We start from the raw sequence: 17,154 nt of genomic DNA, 5'->3' as shown, positions 1-17,154 counted from the left end.
GTCATTTATCACCTTCATTAAAAGTGATAAGCGACTTTGACGTTCATGTAATTGACGCCGCTATTTGGTTTCTTGTAGCCGCCGTTCGAGAAATGCTGGATCTTCGCAGCGACTTCCCACTTGTTATTGAAGACATAGCCGACGCCGATATGGTCGCCGAACTGGAAGTGGGTCGACAGGCGGTCATCGTCGTTGTTGTACAGTTTCGACAGCATGTGCACGCCGATGCCGGCTTCCGCATAAAAACCCAGCTTGTTCGTATTTTCAAAGCGGAACACGGGAGTAAAACCCAGGTCCCACAGCTTTTGATGCTGGCCAGAGACATTCTGATAGCTCTTGGCATCCCAGCCGCCGATGCTGGCATCCCAGTAACCGCTCAGCTGCGTGCCATTCGATACAAACCAGGCTTTATCCCAGTTGGAGGTCACGCCGGCGCGTACCATTTGTACCTTCACGCCCTTGGCATATTCGCCGTAGACGGAGTCGATCAGTTTGTCGTCGGCGGCAAAGCCGGCGTTAGCCGCCATCAACGCGGCAACAGCGGCGATGGATTTGAGGAGATTCTTCTTGAAGGACATAGAGACTTTCATCGTAAAATTGGCCGTCAGGCTTGTCTTGTTAGCGCAGGCACCTAGTTTTGCACACTACTCCCGCCACCTGTTTGATCTCAGAGGTTGAATTGACATTGTCTACAAAAATCGCATTTCTCGGTATTGGCCTAATGGGAGGGCCGATGGTCCGGTGCCTGCTGCGCGCTGGATATTCTGTCACAATTTGGAATCGCACGCACAGCAAGGCCCAAGTCCTGCGTGCGGCAGGGGCGCAGCCGGCCGTTTCAGTGGCTGAGGCCGTCAACGGGGCGGACGTGGTCATCTCGATGCTGGAAGCCGGGCCCATCGTGGCAACGGTGCTGCAGGAGGCCCTGCCGGCCTTGTCCACTGGTGCGCTCTGGGTCGACATGAGTTCCACCAAGCAATCGGAAGCCCAGCAATTTCATGCCATTTTGCACGCTGCGGGGCATGGCTTCATCGATGCGCCTGTGTCGGGTGGCGTCGGCGGCGCACAGGCAGGTACCCTGGCCATCATGGCCGGCGCCAGCGCCAGCGATTACACGAAGGTTGAAACGATTCTGTCAGCCATGGGACGCCCGACCCTGGTGGGGCCGGCCGGCAGCGGACAGGTGGCCAAGCTGTGCAATCAGCTGATCGTCGGCGCCACCTTGAATATCGTGGCTGAAGCGCTGTTGCTGGCCCAGGCGGCCGGCGCCGATGCGAGTGCCGTGCGGGCGGCCATCCGTGGCGGTTTTGCCGAGAGCAAGATTCTGGAGGTGCATGGCCAGCGCATGCTGGAGCGCAATTTTGTTGCCGGTGGCCAGGTGAAGAGCCAGATCAAGGATATGCACAACATCCTTGCGGCGGCCGAAGCAGCGCACGTCACCTTGCCGGTGACGCAACTTGTGACGCAGCGCTATGAAGCCCTCGCCGGCACCCACCCGACGGCCGATCACGCGGCCGCCTTGCTGGCCCTGGAAGCGTTGAATCCGGGCCAGCGCCTGGGCACCGGTCCGGATCAACTGAGCTGATTCAAGCGATGGGCAGGCTCGCTTCGGCCAGCTTGACCCAGAAACTGGCGCCGATCGGCAGCAGATTGTCGTTGAAGTCGTAGCTGCCATTGTGCAAGACGCACGGGCCCAGGCCGTGGCCGCCATCGCGGTGCTCGCCGTCGCCATTGCCGATGAAGATGTAGCAGCCGGCTTTTTCCTGCAGGAAGAAAGAAAAATCTTCCGCGCCCATGGTCGGTTCGACATTCGCGTTGACCTTGTCGGCGCCCACCACGCTTTTCATCACTTCGACGGCAAACGCCGTTTCTTTCGCATGGTTGACCAGCGGCGGATAGTTGCGCTTGAAGTGGAAATCGACTTCCGCGCCAAAGGCGGCGGCCGTGTGCACGGCGATCTCGCGCATGCGCTCTTCGATCAAGTCCAGCACGGGCTTGGTGAAAGTGCGCACGGTACCGACCAGGCTGGCGTCATCGGGAATCACATTGGTGGCGCTGCCCGCATGGATTTGCGTGATCGACAGCACGGCCGTATCGAGCGGACTCTTGTTGCGCGTGATAACGGTTTGCCAGCTTTGCGCGATCTGCACGGCCACCATGACGGGGTCGACGCCCTTGTGGGGCTGGGCCGCGTGGGCGCCCTTGCCTTTGACGGTGACGTGGAATTCATTGCTGGAGGCCATCATTGGCCCTTCCACCACGCTCAGGGTGCCCGTTTCGGCGCCTGGCCAGTTGTGCATGCCGTAGATGGCATCCATGGGAAAGCGCGTAAACAAGCCGTCTTCGATCATTTCGCGCGCGCCGGCGCCGCCTTCCTCGGCCGGCTGGAAGACCAGATAAACGGTGCCGTCGAAATGGCGGTGCTGCGCCAGGTAATGGGCGGCGCCCAGCAGCATGGCCGTGTGGCCATCGTGGCCGCAGGCGTGCATCTTGCCCGGGTGGCGTGAAGCATGCTCGAAGGTATTCATTTCCTGCATCGGCAAGGCATCCATGTCGGCGCGCAGGCCGATGGCCCCTGTCGACGTGCCATTCTGGATGATGCCGACCACGCCGGTGCGGCCCAGGCCGCGTACCACGGGGATGCCCCACTCCGTCAGCTTGGCGGCGACCACGTCCGAGGTGCGCTGTTCTTCGTAGCACAGCTCGGGATGCGCGTGCAGGTCGCGGCGGATACTTTGCAGCTCGGATTGAAACGCCAAGATCGGATCAACTAGTTTCATGGGACTCTCCTGTGGATGCTGGCACGCAGCAATGTATGGCGCGCCGGACCGCGCTTGCTTGATCGAAAACAGGCGCGGCTAATAGTGCATTGTAGCCCTTGTTTGCCGGGTAAATCCAGCGCACGGACGTGCTTGCCACGGCGCCAACAGCAAGCGCGCGGAATGGTTTACAGTATCGCCTTCCCCCAACGTTTTTGGATTGCCCCATGACCACCACCCAAGTGCGCGCCGCCTGCCCGCTCGATTGCCCCGATACCTGCGCCTTGCTGGTCACCGTGACCGATGGGGTAGCCACGGCCGTCAAGGGCGATCCCGACCATCCGACCACGGCTGGCGTGCTGTGCACAAAGGTGTCGCGCTTCACGGAGCGCACCTACCATGCGGACCGGTTGCTGCACCCGCTGCGCCGCGTGGGCAAGAAGGGCGAAGGCAAGTTCGAGCGCATCAGCTGGGAAGAAGCGCTGCAGACCATCGCGGCCCGCTTGAAACCGATCGCCGCGCGCGATCCGCAGGCGATCTTGCCGTACAGCTACTGCGGCACCATGGGCCTGGTGCAGGGCGAATCGATGTCCTCGCGCTTCTTCAACCAGCTCGGCGCTTCCCTGCTGGACCGCACCATCTGCGCCTCGGCCGGTGCCACGGGCTACCGCTACACGGTAGGCGCCAGCATCGGCACGGACATGGAGCAGTTCCAGAACGCGAAATTGATCATCATCTGGGGCGGCAACCCGATCGCCTCGAACCTGCACTTCTGGATGCGCGCACAGGAGGCCAAACGCAACGGCGCCACCTTGATCGCCATCGATCCCTACCGCTCGCTGACGGCCGAAAAATGCCACCAGCATATCGCCTTGCTGCCGGGTACCGATGCGGCCCTGGCGCTGGGCTTGATGCATGTGCTGATCACGGAAGACCTGGTCGATCACGACTATATCGCGCAGTACACCATCGGCTATGCGGAACTGAAACAGCGGACCCTGGAATGGCCGCCCGAGCGCGTGGCCGGGGTGTGCGGCATCACGGCCACGGAAGTAGTGGAGCTGGCGCGCCTGTACGGCCAGGCTTGCCGCTCTGGCGAGGGCGCCGCCATCCGCACCAACTACGGCGTGCAGCGCGTGCATGGCGGCGGCATGGCCGTGCGCAATATTGCCTGCCTGCCCGCGCTGACGGGCGCCTGGCGCCATCCGGCCGGCGGCATGCAGCTGTCGAGCTCGGGCTCCTTCCCCGTCAACCGCAAGGCCCTGCAGCGCCCGGACTTGCTGAAAGGGACGCCGCGCACGATCAACATGAGCACCATTGGCGACGATTTATTGAAAGAAAGTTCCGCCGAGTTCGGCCCGCAAGTCGAAGCCGTGATCGTCTATAACTCGAACCCGCTGGCCGTGGCGCCCGACTCCTCGAAAGTGGCGCAGGGTTTTGCCCGCGAGGATTTGTTTACGGTCGTGCTCGAGCACTTCCAGACCGATACCGTCGATTACGCCGACATCGTGCTGCCCGCCACCACGCAGCTGGAACACATCGATGCGCATTCCACCTACGGCCACCTGTACATGATGGCGAACAATGCGGCCGTGGTGCCGCTGGGCGAAGCGAAGGCGAATACGGAAATCTTCCGTTTGCTGGCGCAGCACATGGGCTTTGATGACCCGTGCTTCCAGGAAAGCGACGACGCGCTGGCAGCCAAGGCGTTCGATACGACGGATGCGCGCGCCGTGCATTTCGATTGGGAATCGTTGAAACGCACGGGCTGGCAAAAGCTGGCCATGGTCGAGGCGCCATTTGCCACAGGCGGTTTCCCCACGCCATCGGGCAAGTGCGAGTTGTATTCCAGCGCCATGGCGCAGGCGGGACTCGATCCCTTGCCGACGTATATCGCGCCGCACGAATCGCTGGCTAGCAATCCCTCGCTGGCGGCCCGTTATCCGCTGGCCATGATTTCCCCGCCGGCGCGCAATTTCCTCAATTCCACTTTTGTGAACGTGAAAAGCCTGCGCGCGGCCGAAGGCGAGCCGCACCTCGACATCCACCCCGATGATTGCGCCACGCGCGGCATCGCGGCTGGCGACATGGTACGCATCTTCAACGACCGCGGCAGCTTTGTGGCCAAGGCCAGGGTGACGGACAAGGCGAGACGCGGCCTGGTGGTGGGCTTGTCCGTATGGTGGAAGAAACTGGCCAGCGACGGCAAGAACGCCAATGAAGTGACGAGCCAGCGCCTGACGGACATGGGCCGCGCGCCGACCTTCTACGATACGCTGGTCGAAGTGGAAAAGGCTGGCTGACCATGGCGCGCTGGCCGGCCCGCTTGCTTGTCGGCATGCTGTGCCTGCCGCTGGGCGGCTGCACGCAGCTGCGCTACTACACGCAGGCGGCGCAGGGGCAATATGCGCTGTGGTCCGGCTCGCGCCCGATCGGTGACTGGCTCGATGACCCTGCCACCGAGCCGCGCCTGAAAGTGCGCCTGGCCAAGGCGCAGCAGATTCGCCGCTTTGCCGTCAGCGAGCTGGATTTGCCGGACAATGGCAGCTACAAGAACTACGCCTCCCTGCGGCGCCCCTTCGTGCTGTGGAACGTGGTAGCCACGCCGGAATTATCGCTGCAGCCGCTGCAATGGTGTTTTCCCATCGCCGGCTGCGTCAATTACCGCGGTTATTACAGCAAGGCAGAGGCGCTCGCGTATGCCGACGAGTTGCGTGCCCAGCATTACGACGTGCAGGTGGGCGGCGTGCCCGCGTATTCCACGCTGGGCTGGTTCGACGATCCCTTGCTGTCGACTTTTATCAATTACAACGATGCGGAACTGGCGCGCCTGATCTTCCATGAACTGGCGCACCAGGTGGTGTACGTGCCCGGCGATTCGGCCTTCAACGAGTCGTTTGCCAGTGCCGTGGAAGAGGCGGGTGTGCAGCGCTGGCTGGCGCGCGAGGGCAATGACGCGATGCGCGCCGCATACGCCCAGTACGCGGCGCGGCGCCAGGATTTCCTGGCCTTGCTGCTGCGCTACCGGGGCGAACTGGAAGCCGTGTATGCGAGTGGCGCCAGCGATGCGGAAAAGCGCGCGCGCAAGGCGCAGGTGTTTGCGGCATTGCAAGATGCGTATCAGGTACTCAAGCAAAACTGGGGTGGTTTTGCCGGTTACGACCGCTGGTTCGAGCAGCCATTGAGCAATGCACACCTGGCTTCCGTGTCTACCTACAATGAATTTTTGCCGGCCTTCAGAAAATTGCTGGAAGAAAAAAAGAACTTTCGTGCTTTTTATGCTGCAGTGCACACAATGGCCCAGATGAACAAGCCTGAGCGCAGGCGTGCGCTGGAACAATTGTCCAGCCCCTGACCCGTAAAGATTGTCCCGTACGCCGAGCCAGACGATCCTGCAACAGTGTATTTATCATGCTGCATTGCAGCATAAAATACCCTTAGAGTTGCCGCTCGAATACTGTTGAAAGCGCTTGCATGGAAGCGCGGCGCCCGATAGCATCGCATTAGTAGCATAGAGCAATTGCTCGTCAGAATGCTCAAACTGACTGCAGGACAATAGAATCCGCAGCAATGATCCGCGCCGGCAGGGTGCGCCGGCTCCCCCACGATTATTCGAGACAAGAGGCACAGGATGGAAAAAATTTGGCTGAAGTCGTATCCTCCCGGCGTCCCCGCCGACATCGATCCTGATCAATATCGTTCGCTGGTGCACCTGCTGGAAGAAGCGTTTCAAAAATATGCGGACCGCAATGCCTATGTCTGCATGGACAAATTTCTCACCTATGCCGAACTCGATACCTATTCGCGCCAGCTCGGTGCCTGGCTGCAAAGCCGTGGCCTGAAGAAGGGCGCCCGGGTGGCCCTGATGATGCCGAACGTGCTCCAGTATCCGGTTGCCATCGCCGCCGTCTTGCGCGCCGGCTACACGGTGGTCAACGTCAATCCTCTGTATACGCCGCGCGAACTCGAGCATCAGCTCAACGATTCGGGCAGCGAAGCGATCATCGTGCTGGAAAACTTTGCCCATACCTTGGAGCAAGTACTGGCCAAGACGGCCGTCAAGCACATCATCGTTGCCAGCATGGGCGAAATGCTGGGCGGCTTGAAGGGTGCGATCGTCAATTTTGTCGTGCGCAACGTCAAGAAGATGGTGCCCGCGTATTCCTTGCCGAACGCCATGCGTTTCAAGCAGGCGCTGGCGCTGGGCAGCCGCATGAAACTCACGCCTGTCGAGCTGAGCATCAATGACGCCGCCTTCCTGCAATACACGGGCGGCACGACGGGCGTATCGAAAGGCGCGACCTTGAGCCACCGCAATGTGATCGCCAATGTGCTGCAGAGCGAAGCGTGGTCGGGCGCGGCGCTCGACCAGAACAGCAAGGAACAGATGATCGTCGTTTGCGCCTTGCCGCTGTACCATATCTTTGCCCTGACGGCGTGCGCGATGTGGGGCACGCGCGTGGGCGCCCTGAATATTCTGATCCCGAATCCACGCGATATCCCGGGCCTGATCAAGGAGCTGGGCAAGTACAAATTCAACCTGCTGCCAGCGGTCAATACCCTGTATAACGCGCTGGTGAACCACCCCGATTTCGCCAAGCTCGATTTCTCGGGCTTGAAGATCGCCAATGGCGGCGGCATGGCGGTGCAGCAAGCCGTCAACGACAAATGGCTGCAAGTGACGGGCGTGTCCATCATCGAAGGCTATGGCCTGTCGGAAACCTCACCCGTCGCCACCTGCAACCGTGCCGATACCACGGTGTTTTCCGGCACCATCGGCTTGCCCGTGCCATCGACCGAGATCGCCATCCTCGACGATGACGGCAAGGAAGTGCCGCTGGGCCAGACGGGCGAAATCGCCATCCGTGGCCCGCAAGTGATGAGCGGCTACTGGAACCGTCCCGATGAAACGGCCAAGGTCATGACGGCTGATGGCTACTTCAAGTCGGGCGACGTGGGCATCATGGACGAGCGCGGTTACGTGAAGATCGTCGACCGCAAGAAAGACATGATCCTCGTCTCCGGCTTCAATGTGTATCCGAACGAAGTCGAGGCCGTCATCGCGGCCCATCCGGGCGTGCTCGAGTGCGCCTGCGTGGGCGTGCCGGACGAACACTCTGGCGAGGCGGTGAAAGTGTTTGTCGTGCGCAAGGATCCGAACCTGACCCAGGCAGTGCTGGCCGCGTATTGCAAGGAACAATTCACAGGCTACAAGCGGCCGAAATACATCGAGTTCCGCGATGAACTGCCGAAGACCAACGTCGGCAAGATTTTGCGTCGCGCCCTGCGTGACGAAACGAAGACAGCAGCATAAACAGTGCAGGGTGTGCGCATCAGGCTGCACACCCTTTCTACAGATAAAGATGAGGCATAGATGGACAAGATTTGGTTGAAGTCGTACCCGGACAGCGTTCCCACAGAGATTGATTGCACGCAATACCGGTCCGTCACGCATTTGCTGGAAGAGTCGTTCCAGAAATACGCGGACCGCAACGCGTTCGTGTGCATGGATAAATTTCTCACCTACCGCGAGCTCGACAAGCTGTCGCTGCAGATGGGTGCCTGGCTGCAAAGCAAGGGCCTGAAGACGGGCGCGCGCGTGGCGATCATGCTGCCGAACGTGCTCCAGTATCCGGTGGCCATGGCGGCGATTTTGCGCGCCGGCTACACGGTGGTCAACGTCAACCCGCTGTACACGCCCCGTGAATTGCAGCATCAGCTGATCGATTCGGGCAGCGAAGCGATCATCGTGCTGGAAAACTTCGCTACCACGGTCGAGCAAGTGCTGCCGCACACGCAGGTCAAGCACGTGATCGTCGCCACCATGGGCGACATGCTGGGCGGACTGAAAGGCACCATCGTCAACTTCGTCGTGCGCAAGATCAAGAAAATGGTGCCCGCGTTTTCCTTGCCGGGCGCCATCAGCTTCAACAAGATGCTGGCCGAAGGCGCACGCTTGAGCCTGACGCCGGTGCAGCAGGGACATGACGATATCGTCTTCCTGCAATACACGGGTGGTACGACGGGCGTGTCGAAAGGGGCGATGTTGTTGCACCGTAATGTGATCGCCAACGTGCTGCAAAACGAGGCGTGGATTTCGCCCGTGATGACCAAGGAAATGCGCGCCACCTCGATGGGGTTCATGTGCGCCTTGCCGCTGTATCACATCTATTCGCTGACGGTCAGCGCGCTGATGGGCATGCGCGTGGGCGGCTTGAACGTGTTGATTCCCAACCCGCGCGACATCCCCGGTTTCGTCAAGGAATTGTCCAAGCACAAGATCGTAGTCTTCCCGGCCGTCAACACCTTGTACAACGCGCTGCTGAACAATGCGGACTTCGCCAAGCTCGATTTTTCCAGCTACAAAGTGTGCAATGGCGGTGGCATGGCCTTGCAGCGCAACGTGGCCGAACGCTGGTTGAAGCTGACGGGCTGCCCGCTGATCGAAGGCTATGGCATGTCGGAAACGTCGCCCGTGGTGACGGGCAACCGCGTCGATATCACGGAATTTACGGGCACCATCGGCTTGCCTTTCCCGTCGACGGAAGTGGCGATTCTCAACGACGATGGCGTGGAAGTGCCGCTGGGCGAGCCGGGCGAGATCGCCGTGCGCGGCCCCCAAGTGATGGCGGGATATTGGCAGCGCCCGGATGAGACAGCCAAGTCGATGACGGCAGACGGCTTTTTCAAGACGGGCGACGTGGGTGTCATGGATGAACGCGGCTACGTGAAGATCGTGGACCGCAAGAAAGACATGATCATTGTGTCCGGCTTCAATGTGTATCCGAACGAGGTGGAAGACGTGGTCGCTTCCTGCCCTGGTGTGCTCGAATGTGCCTGCATCGGGGTGCCGGACGCCAACGCGGGTGAAGCCGTGAAAGTGTTTGTCGTGCGCAAGGATCCGAACCTGACGGTGGAACAGATCCGCGAGCATTGCAAGCATGAATTGACGGCCTACAAGAAACCGAAATACATCGAGTTCCGCGATGAATTGCCGAAGACCAATGTCGGCAAGATCTTGCGCCGTCAATTGCGCGACGAAAAGAAGGTTGCCTAGTTCGCCGCCAGGCTTGTGTCCGCCGCCAGCTTCCGTGCTGGCCGGGCGGGCAAGCCGAAGCAGGGGCGCAGCCAGTTCACCTTGCTGATCAGCAGCGACGTCCCCAGCCAGCAGATTGCCACCGTGCCGGCCAGTATCAGTAGCGGTTCCACCACGGGGCCCAGCTTCAGGGGCACGAGCCAGTAGGCCAGCACGATAATCGCGCTCTGGTGCAATATGTACCAGGGAAAGACGGCCTGGCGCGCCCATGGTAGCCAGGCAAAAGGGCGGTTCAATAGCGTATGCGACCAGCCCAGGATGGCGCAGATGGCCAGCCACATATACAGCTTGCGCATGGGCCAGGAGCCGAACGAGGCCCAGGTCAGCAGGTTCTCCGAATAAATCTGGTCGAACGCCATGTACACGGTAAACGCGCCCAGGCCCAGCCACAGCGTATGCCAGCGCAGGCGCGCCAGTTCCGCCCACAATCCCATGTCATTGCCCAGCCACCAGCCATACACGAACATCGTGAAATACATGGCGTGTGCATACCAGTCGTGCACTACCGCATGGGTTTCCGGATAGCGCATTTTGAGGAAGACTGTCGCGGCCAGTGCGGGCAGGGCCGGCAAGACGAGCAAACGCCAGCCGCGCAGACGCTGGAAGTACGGTTTCATCCGCTCAAGCAGCGGTTGCAGTGCCACCAGCACGACGATGTACAGCAGCAAATACACGAGATACCACAGATGGTTCCAGGTAAAGCCATATTGCCAGCCATCGAAGGCGCCTGCCGGCCAGGCGTAGCCGCCAAAATAATGGAGCAGGAATTGTCCATAACCAGGCTCGACCAGGCCCTTGCTGACGCCTTCGCAATATGGCTGGACGGGAATGATCACGGCCATGCCGAACAGCAGCGGCAGCAGCAGGCGCTTGGTCCTGCGCCACAGGAAGGCGCCGCGCGAGGCTTGCGTCATCATGGCGCACGACACGCCCGAGATGAGGAAGACGATTTCCATGCGCCAGCGGTTGAGGAAGACCAGCGGCATGTTCAAGGCATCGGTGGCGTAGCTGCTGTGCATGTGAAAATTCCATCCATCCATGTACAGCAGGGCGGTGTGATAGACAATCAGCAGGCTGAAGACGAGAAAGCGCAAGGCGTCGATATCGTGGCGGCGGGAGTCCATGGTCATGATCGTGGGCGATTGATGAAGGAGGCCTCAGCATAGGCAGCGGCGGGGCTGCCAGCCAGCAAAATGGGACCAGTGGACGGCTGGCTGGGACGAATGGATCGCCTGGGACGGGTGTGGGACCTTACAATCATGTAACCAATTTATCGTCCGAGCCCATGCACATCGCTTCCACTGACTTGTTGCAACGTTATCAACGCTGGCGCCGCGTGGCCGAGCCAGGATTCTGGATCATGCTGACTCTGTTGCAGGCCAGCGTCAACAGCTGGCTCGTGTGGCTGGACCTGCAGCGCACCGGGGTCAATACACCGTTCTGGGAAGTGGCCGTGTGGGAATGGAGCAGCAATCTCGTGCTGCTGGCGCTGGTGCCTGTGGTCGTGCTGGCGGGACAGTACCGGCCCCTGCACCTGGTATTCCAGCGCCAGAACCTGCGCTGGCACTTGGCGGCGTCGGTCGTCTACAGCCTCGTGCATGTGGCGGCCATGGTGGCCTTGCGCAAGCTGGCGTACTGGAGTCAGGGCAGCGATTACGATTTCGGTAATTGGTGGCGCGAGCTGCCGTATGAATACCTGAAAGATGTGCGTGCTTACTTCCTCGTCTTGCTGGCCGTGGGCTTTTACCAGTTGCTGCTGATGCGCTGGCAAGGCGAGGCGACCCTGCTCGGCGAACCCGATGAAGGGCCGGCCGTGGAACCGGTAGAGCAGCCGGAACGCTTCCTCGTGCGCAAGCTGGGCAAGGATTTTTTGCTGCCCGCCGGCGACATCGAATGGATACAGGCCTGGGGCAATTATGTGAATTTGCACGTGCGTGGCCACGATTACCCGCTGCGCTCGACCATGGCCGCCATCGAGCTCCGCCTGGACGGTAAACGGTTCGTGCGCGTGCACCGCAGCTATATCGTCAACCTCGATTTCGTGCAGGCAATCGCACCACTGGAATCGGGCGATGCGCGCGCCGTGCTGACCACGGGCGGCGAGGTGCCCGTCAGCCGGCGCTACCGCGATGGCTTGAAAAGTAGTTGCTAGCTGCGTTGCACGCCCGCCTTGCCGTCCTGGACGGTAAAGCGCGCCAGTGTCGCGATGCTTGATGCGCTGTCGCGCACGTTCTCCAGGCCCTGGAACAAGGTCGTGGTTTTATCCGGCGTGATCTCCATCAGCATATAGCCGCGTTTGTCGCTGCGCCCGTAGCGGATGTGCGGGTTCATCGCTACGTACTGTTCCGTGCGCGCCTGTGGACGCGAGCTGGACGTGATGGAGGTGCCGCAAAACTCGGTGGCCAGCACGGGATTGTTCTTGCCGGTGGGCCGCATGGCGTTGCGGCTCAGTTCGGTGGCATAAAAGGTGTGCACGTCGCCAGACAGCACCAGCGGGTTGCTGGCCTTGCTGCTTTGCAAGGCGTCGAGCAGGTGCTGGCGCGCCATCGGATAGCCATCCCAGCCATCGGTCCAGATGCGTTCGTCGCCGGGCCGCAAAATCGGCACCTGGCTCGATTGCGCCATCAGGGTTTGCTGGGCCAGAATATTCCAGCGCGCGGGAGAATCATTGAGGCCCGCTTGCAGCCAGCGCTGCTGTTCTTCGCCCAGCATCGTGCGCTGCGGTTTCAGCAGGTCGGGGCAATTGCGCGTGGTGACGGAATTGGAGCCGCCGCGGCCCGGCCTGGCGCACGCGTGATAGGCACGGTATTGCCGGTCGTCCAGCACGTGGAAGCGCGCCAGGCGGCCCCAGTCGTAGCGCTGGTAGATGCGCATGTCGACAAAGCCCCGCCGGCCCAGCAGCAGCAGGCGCAGCGGCATGTGTTCATAAAACGCCTGGTAGGCGGCCGCGCGGCGCTGCAAAAAGGTGGGCGTGAGCAACTCGTCGCGGTCATTGCCGTAATCGTTGGCCACTTCATGGTCGTCCCAGGTGACGATCCACGGCGCGGCCAGGTGCGCGCCCTGCAAGTCGCGGTCGCTCTTGTATTGCGCGTAGCGGGCGCGGTAGTCGTCCAGGCTGAAACTTTCATGCGTGCGCACGGCCCGGCTTGGATGCTGCAGCTGGTACGGCCCCCACTCATAGATGTAGTCGCCGAGGAAGGCCACCAGGTCGGGCGCCGCTGCCGCGATATGCCGGTGCGCCGCATACGCGCCGAATTCCCAGTGCTGGCACGAGGCGACGGCCAGTTTCAGCGAGGCAGGCATGGACCCGGGCTCGGGCGCCGTGCGCGTGCGGCCCACGGGACTGACGGCGTCGCCCAGCATGAAACGGTACCAGTACCAGCGCCCGGGCGCGAGACCGCCCGCGTCGACGTGCACGCTGTGCGCGAGGGCTGGCATGGCCGTGGCCTGCCCCTTGGCGGCGATGCGGCGAAACGCTTCGTCTTCGGCCACTTCCCAGCGCACATTCAGGGCGATGGCGGGGGTGGCGGCTGCGTGCAGCGGGTCGTGGCAGATGCGCGTCCACAGCACGACGGCGTCCGGCAAGGGTGAGCCGGAAGCGACACCGAGCGCAAACGGATAGCCGGCGCCATTCATGCGCGTGGCGGCGCTCGCGCTGGAACCGGACAGCACGCTGCCGGCTGCGGCCAGTGCCGTGATGCGCGCAGCGCTTTGCAGGAAGATGCGGCGCTGGCTATCCATGGTGTGGAATGATTGCAACAATCAAGATGACAGCAAGGTCTCGATCGGCGGCACCTTGCGCGGCTTGCGGTCGGAGTCCGTCGCCACGTAGATCAGGGTTGCTTCCGTGACTTTCACGATGCACGCCTGCAGGCGGTTGCGCTCGGCATATACCTCGACATTGACAGTGATCGAAGTATTGCCGACCTTGACGATGTCGGCGTAGAAGGAGAGCAGATCGCCGACGAAGACGGGGTTTTTGAAGACGAAGGAATTGACGGCGATGGTGGCGACGCGGCCGTTGGCGCGCCGCGTGGCCGGCAGGGAACCGGCGATATCGACCTGCGCCATGATCCAGCCGCCGAAGACGTCGCCGTATACATTGGCGTCGGACGGCGCGGGCATCATGCGCAATTCCGGCATTTTTCCGGCGGGCAGGCCGGAGGCGAGGCAGTTGTCGGGACGGTCTGGGGAGGTGCTCATCTTTTATTCTCATGAAAGGCTACAATTGCCCCGATTGAACCATAAAAAGCCGACCTTCGCCATGCGCCGTTCCCAGACTTCCCCTCCGCCCCGCTCGCCCGCTTCCGCCAGCCACAGCGATTTCGCCACCATCAAGACCTTGCTGCCATATCTCTGGGTCTACAAATGGCGGGTACTGCTGGCGCTGCTATGCCTGGTGGGCGCCAAGCTGGCCAACGTGGGCGTGCCCCTGATCCTGAAAAAACTCGTCGACGCCATGACGATCACGGCGGCCCATCCGCAAGCGCTGCTGGTGCTGCCCGTCGGCTTGCTGGTGGCCTACGGCTTGCTGCGCCTGTCAACCACCTTGTTTACGGAATTGCGCGAATTCCTGTTCGCCCGGGTCACGCAGCGGGCCGTGCGCACCATCGCGCTGCAAGTGTTCCGCCACCTGCATGCGCTGTCCCTGCGCTTCCACCTGAACCGCCAGACGGGCGGCATGACGCGCGACATCGAACGGGGCACGCGCAGCGTCGGCTCGCTCATTTCCTACACCCTGTTCAACATCCTGCCGACCCTGGTGGAAATCACCCTCGTGCTCGGCTACCTGGTCTTGCATTACGACATCTGGTTCACCGTCATCACGGCGGTAGCGCTCGTGTCCTACATCGCATTTACCGTGCTGGTGACGAACTGGCGCACGCATTTCCGCCGCACCATGAACGACCTCGATTCCAAAGCCAATACCAAGGCCATCGATTCGCTGATCAACTATGAAACCGTCAAATATTTCGGCAACGAGGATTACGAAGCGAAGCGCTACGACGAAGGCTTGCAGCGCTATGAATCGGCGGCCGTGAAATCGCAGACTTCCCTGTCCCTGCTGAACACGGGCCAGTCCCTGATCATCGCCACGGCCGTCACCCTGATTTTGTGGCGCGCGACGGTGGGCGTGATCGCCGGCACGATGACCCTGGGCGACCTGGTGCTGGTGAACGCCTTCATGATCCAGCTGTATATCCCCCTCAATTTCCTGGGTGTGATTTACCGCGAAATCAAGCAAAGCCTGGCCGACATGGAACGCCTGTTTTCCTTGCTGAACGAAAACCGCGAAATCGCCGACACGCCGGAAGCGCAGCCGCTCGTCACGCGGGGCGCGGCCGTGCGCTTTGCCCACGTGGATTTCAGCTATGAAGCCAAGCGGCAAATTCTGTTCGACGTGGATTTCCAGATCCCCGCCGGCACGACGACAGCCGTGGTGGGCCACAGCGGCTCGGGCAAGTCGACCCTGTCGCGCTTGCTGTTCCGCTTCTATGAAGTCGATGGCGGCGGCATCACCATCGATGGCCAGGATTTGCGCAACATCACACAGGATTCCCTGCGCGCGGCCATCGGCATCGTGCCGCAGGATACGGTCTTGTTCAACGACACCATCGAATACAACATCGCCTACGGCAAGCCGGGCGCCAGCAAGGAGGCCATCGTGGCGGCGGCGAAAGCGGCATCGATCCATGATTTTATTGAAAGCTTGCCAGATGGCTACAACTCCATGGTGGGCGAGCGGGGCTTGAAATTGTCGGGCGGTGAAAAGCAGCGCGTGGCCATTGCCCGCACCTTGCTGAAAGACCCGGCGATATTGATCTTCGATGAAGCCACTTCGGCGCTCGACTCCAAGGCCGAGCAGGCGATCCAGTCGCAGCTGAAGGACATCGCCAAGAACCGCACCACCCTGGTCATCGCGCACCGTTTGTCGACGGTGGCCGACGCCCAGCAAATCCTCGTACTCGACCACGGCCGCATCGTCGAGCGGGGCACGCATCCGCAATTGCTGGCGCTCGACGGCCTGTACGCGCAGATGTGGCAACGCCAGCAGGCGAACATGGACGATGAGGCGCAAGAGGATGAGTTGGCGGGTCTGGCGCCGGCAAAATAAATCGGGAATGTGAAATCAGTAGGAAAAATGCTACAGCCGCGCTGATTCCAGCGCGCGTATAGCGCCTATTTGCGGGCAATCGCAGAAAATGGCTGGTCGGGTGCTGAAAATGAAATAAAATTAATTCCAATGGTGGCGTCTGCACCACAGTTGTTTCGTTCGGAGTCCATCCGGTTTGTCCGCCCAGGAGAATTTATGAAATTGACCAAAATCATCGCCACGCTGCTCAGCGTCGGTGTCATCAGCAGCATGTCGCCAGTCCAGGCTCAGGAATTGACCGGCACCTTGGCCAAGATCAAGAAAGCCGGTTCCGTCACCCTCGGTGTGCGCGACGGCTCCGTGCCCTTCTCCTATCTCGACGACAAGCAGCAATATCAGGGTTATTCGATCGACCTGTGCATGAAAGTCGTCACGGCCCTGCAAAAGCACCTGGGTCTGAGCGAACTGAAAGTGGTGATGAGCCCCGTTACGTCGGCCAACCGCATCCCGCTGATGGCAAACGGCACCATCGACCTCGAATGCGGCTCGACGACGAACAACCTGGAGCGCCAGCAGCAAGTGGCGTTCGCCCCGACCATGTTCGTCATCGGCAACCGCGTGCTGGCGAAAAAATCCTCGAACATCAAGACCCTGGAAGACTTGCGCGGCAAGACCCTGGTCGCCACGGCCGGCACGTCGACCATCAAGCAGATGACCATCCTGAACAAGGAAAAGAACCTGGGCATGAATATCGCCGTCGGCAAGGATCATCCCGAGTCGTTCCTGATGCTGGAAACGGGCCGCGCGGTGGCTGAAGCCAACGACGACATTTTGCTGGCGTCGCAAGTGGCCAACTCGAAAAACCCGAACGACTACGAAATCACCAAGGAAGCGCTGTCAGTCGAGCCGTACGGCATCATGCTGCGCAAGGGCGACCCGGCCTTCAAGAAAGTGGTCGACGATGCGCTGATCCGCCTGTACAAGAGCGACGACATCAACCGCATTTACGCGAAATGGTTTACCTCGCCGATCCCGCCGAAAAACATCAATCTGAAATTCCCCATGCCGCCGCAATTGAAGGCCGTGTTTGCCAATCCGACCGACTCCGGCGACCCTGCCGCGTATGCGGCCGTACCGGAAGCGCAGAAGACGTCGGACAAGCGGAAAAAGTAAAGATTGCGTAACAAACCGGGGGGCGCAAGCCTCCC

General features: G+C 61.0%; 13 protein-coding genes. 8 read left to right on the top strand and 5 right to left on the bottom strand.

Annotated features, from left to right (window positions below; genetic code table 11):
- Nucleotides 1-17: 17 nt before the first annotated feature.
- Nucleotides 18-578 carry an acyloxyacyl hydrolase gene (locus V3C40_RS10205; RefSeq protein WP_034745449.1) on the bottom strand — a complete coding sequence of 187 codons (561 nt, stop codon included), beginning with the start codon at nucleotides 576-578 and terminating at the stop codon, nucleotides 18-20.
- Nucleotides 579-685: 107 nt separating this feature from the next.
- Between V3C40_RS10205 and V3C40_RS10200 the strand changes: the two genes are divergently transcribed.
- Nucleotides 686-1,582 (top strand): NAD(P)-dependent oxidoreductase, encoded by an 897-nt coding sequence (locus V3C40_RS10200; RefSeq protein WP_419177864.1) that lies wholly within the window; start codon nucleotides 686-688, stop codon nucleotides 1,580-1,582.
- 1 nt (nucleotide 1,583) lies between these two features.
- On the opposite strand, the gene V3C40_RS10195 is transcribed toward V3C40_RS10200, so the two are convergent.
- Entirely contained in the window at nucleotides 1,584-2,777 is a 1,194-nt protein-coding gene (locus V3C40_RS10195) for a M20 aminoacylase family protein (protein ID WP_331777333.1), read from the bottom strand.
- Nucleotides 2,778-2,983: 206 nt separating this feature from the next.
- Here V3C40_RS10195 and V3C40_RS10190 point away from each other — a divergent pair, with 206 nt between their 5' ends.
- The 4 genes from V3C40_RS10190 to V3C40_RS10175 all read left to right on the top strand — a co-directional run bounded on the left by V3C40_RS10190 (nucleotide 2,984) and on the right by V3C40_RS10175 (nucleotide 9,813).
- The gene (locus V3C40_RS10190; RefSeq protein ID WP_331777332.1) at nucleotides 2,984-5,059 is read left to right on the top strand and encodes a molybdopterin-containing oxidoreductase family protein; all 2,076 of its coding nucleotides are present in this window, start codon (nucleotides 2,984-2,986) and stop codon (nucleotides 5,057-5,059) included.
- A 2-nt stretch (nucleotides 5,060-5,061) separates the two neighbouring features.
- The gene (locus tag V3C40_RS10185) at nucleotides 5,062-6,111 is read left to right on the top strand and encodes an aminopeptidase (RefSeq protein WP_331777331.1); all 1,050 of its coding nucleotides are present in this window, start codon (nucleotides 5,062-5,064) and stop codon (nucleotides 6,109-6,111) included.
- Nucleotides 6,112-6,387: 276 nt separating this feature from the next.
- Nucleotides 6,388-8,070 (top strand): long-chain fatty acid--CoA ligase, encoded by a 1,683-nt coding sequence (locus tag V3C40_RS10180; RefSeq protein ID WP_331777330.1) that lies wholly within the window; start codon nucleotides 6,388-6,390, stop codon nucleotides 8,068-8,070.
- 60 nt (nucleotides 8,071-8,130) lie between these two features.
- Complete coding sequence (locus V3C40_RS10175) at nucleotides 8,131-9,813, top strand: long-chain-fatty-acid--CoA ligase (protein WP_128141633.1); 1,683 nt, start codon at nucleotides 8,131-8,133, stop codon at nucleotides 9,811-9,813.
- Here the strand turns inward: V3C40_RS10175 and V3C40_RS10170 are convergent.
- Complete coding sequence (locus V3C40_RS10170; RefSeq protein WP_331777329.1) at nucleotides 9,810-10,982, bottom strand: acyltransferase family protein; 1,173 nt, start codon at nucleotides 10,980-10,982, stop codon at nucleotides 9,810-9,812. The genes V3C40_RS10175 and V3C40_RS10170 overlap by 4 nt on opposite strands.
- Before the next feature lie 230 nt (nucleotides 10,983-11,212).
- Here V3C40_RS10170 and V3C40_RS10165 point away from each other — a divergent pair, with 230 nt between their 5' ends.
- Complete coding sequence (locus tag V3C40_RS10165) at nucleotides 11,213-12,004, top strand: LytTR family DNA-binding domain-containing protein (protein WP_235194134.1); 792 nt, start codon at nucleotides 11,213-11,215, stop codon at nucleotides 12,002-12,004.
- Here V3C40_RS10165 and V3C40_RS10160 read toward each other — a convergent pair.
- Together V3C40_RS10160 and V3C40_RS10155 are read right to left on the bottom strand one after the other, a co-directional pair.
- Entirely contained in the window at nucleotides 12,001-13,593 is a 1,593-nt protein-coding gene (locus V3C40_RS10160) for an alkaline phosphatase D family protein (protein ID WP_331777328.1), read from the bottom strand. The genes V3C40_RS10165 and V3C40_RS10160 overlap by 4 nt on opposite strands.
- 21 nt (nucleotides 13,594-13,614) lie before the next feature.
- Nucleotides 13,615-13,980 (bottom strand): acyl-CoA thioesterase, encoded by a 366-nt coding sequence (locus tag V3C40_RS10155; RefSeq protein WP_223278886.1) that lies wholly within the window; start codon nucleotides 13,978-13,980, stop codon nucleotides 13,615-13,617.
- A 136-nt stretch (nucleotides 13,981-14,116) separates the two neighbouring features.
- Between V3C40_RS10155 and V3C40_RS10150 the strand changes: the two genes are divergently transcribed.
- Together V3C40_RS10150 and V3C40_RS10145 are read left to right on the top strand one after the other, a co-directional pair.
- On the top strand, nucleotides 14,117-15,967 hold the full coding sequence (locus tag V3C40_RS10150) for an ABCB family ABC transporter ATP-binding protein/permease (RefSeq protein WP_034747574.1): 1,851 nt from the start codon (nucleotides 14,117-14,119) through the stop codon (nucleotides 15,965-15,967).
- Nucleotides 15,968-16,162: 195 nt separating this feature from the next.
- On the top strand, nucleotides 16,163-17,119 hold the full coding sequence (locus V3C40_RS10145) for an amino acid ABC transporter substrate-binding protein (protein ID WP_034745472.1): 957 nt from the start codon (nucleotides 16,163-16,165) through the stop codon (nucleotides 17,117-17,119).
- The last annotated feature ends 35 nt before the right edge of the window (nucleotides 17,120-17,154 follow it).

The organism is Janthinobacterium sp. LS2A, from assembly GCF_036543145.1.
GTDB classification, from domain to species: domain Bacteria; phylum Pseudomonadota; class Gammaproteobacteria; order Burkholderiales; family Burkholderiaceae_D; genus Janthinobacterium; species Janthinobacterium aestuarii.
This window is presented reverse-complemented; position numbering and strand designations above follow the sequence as displayed.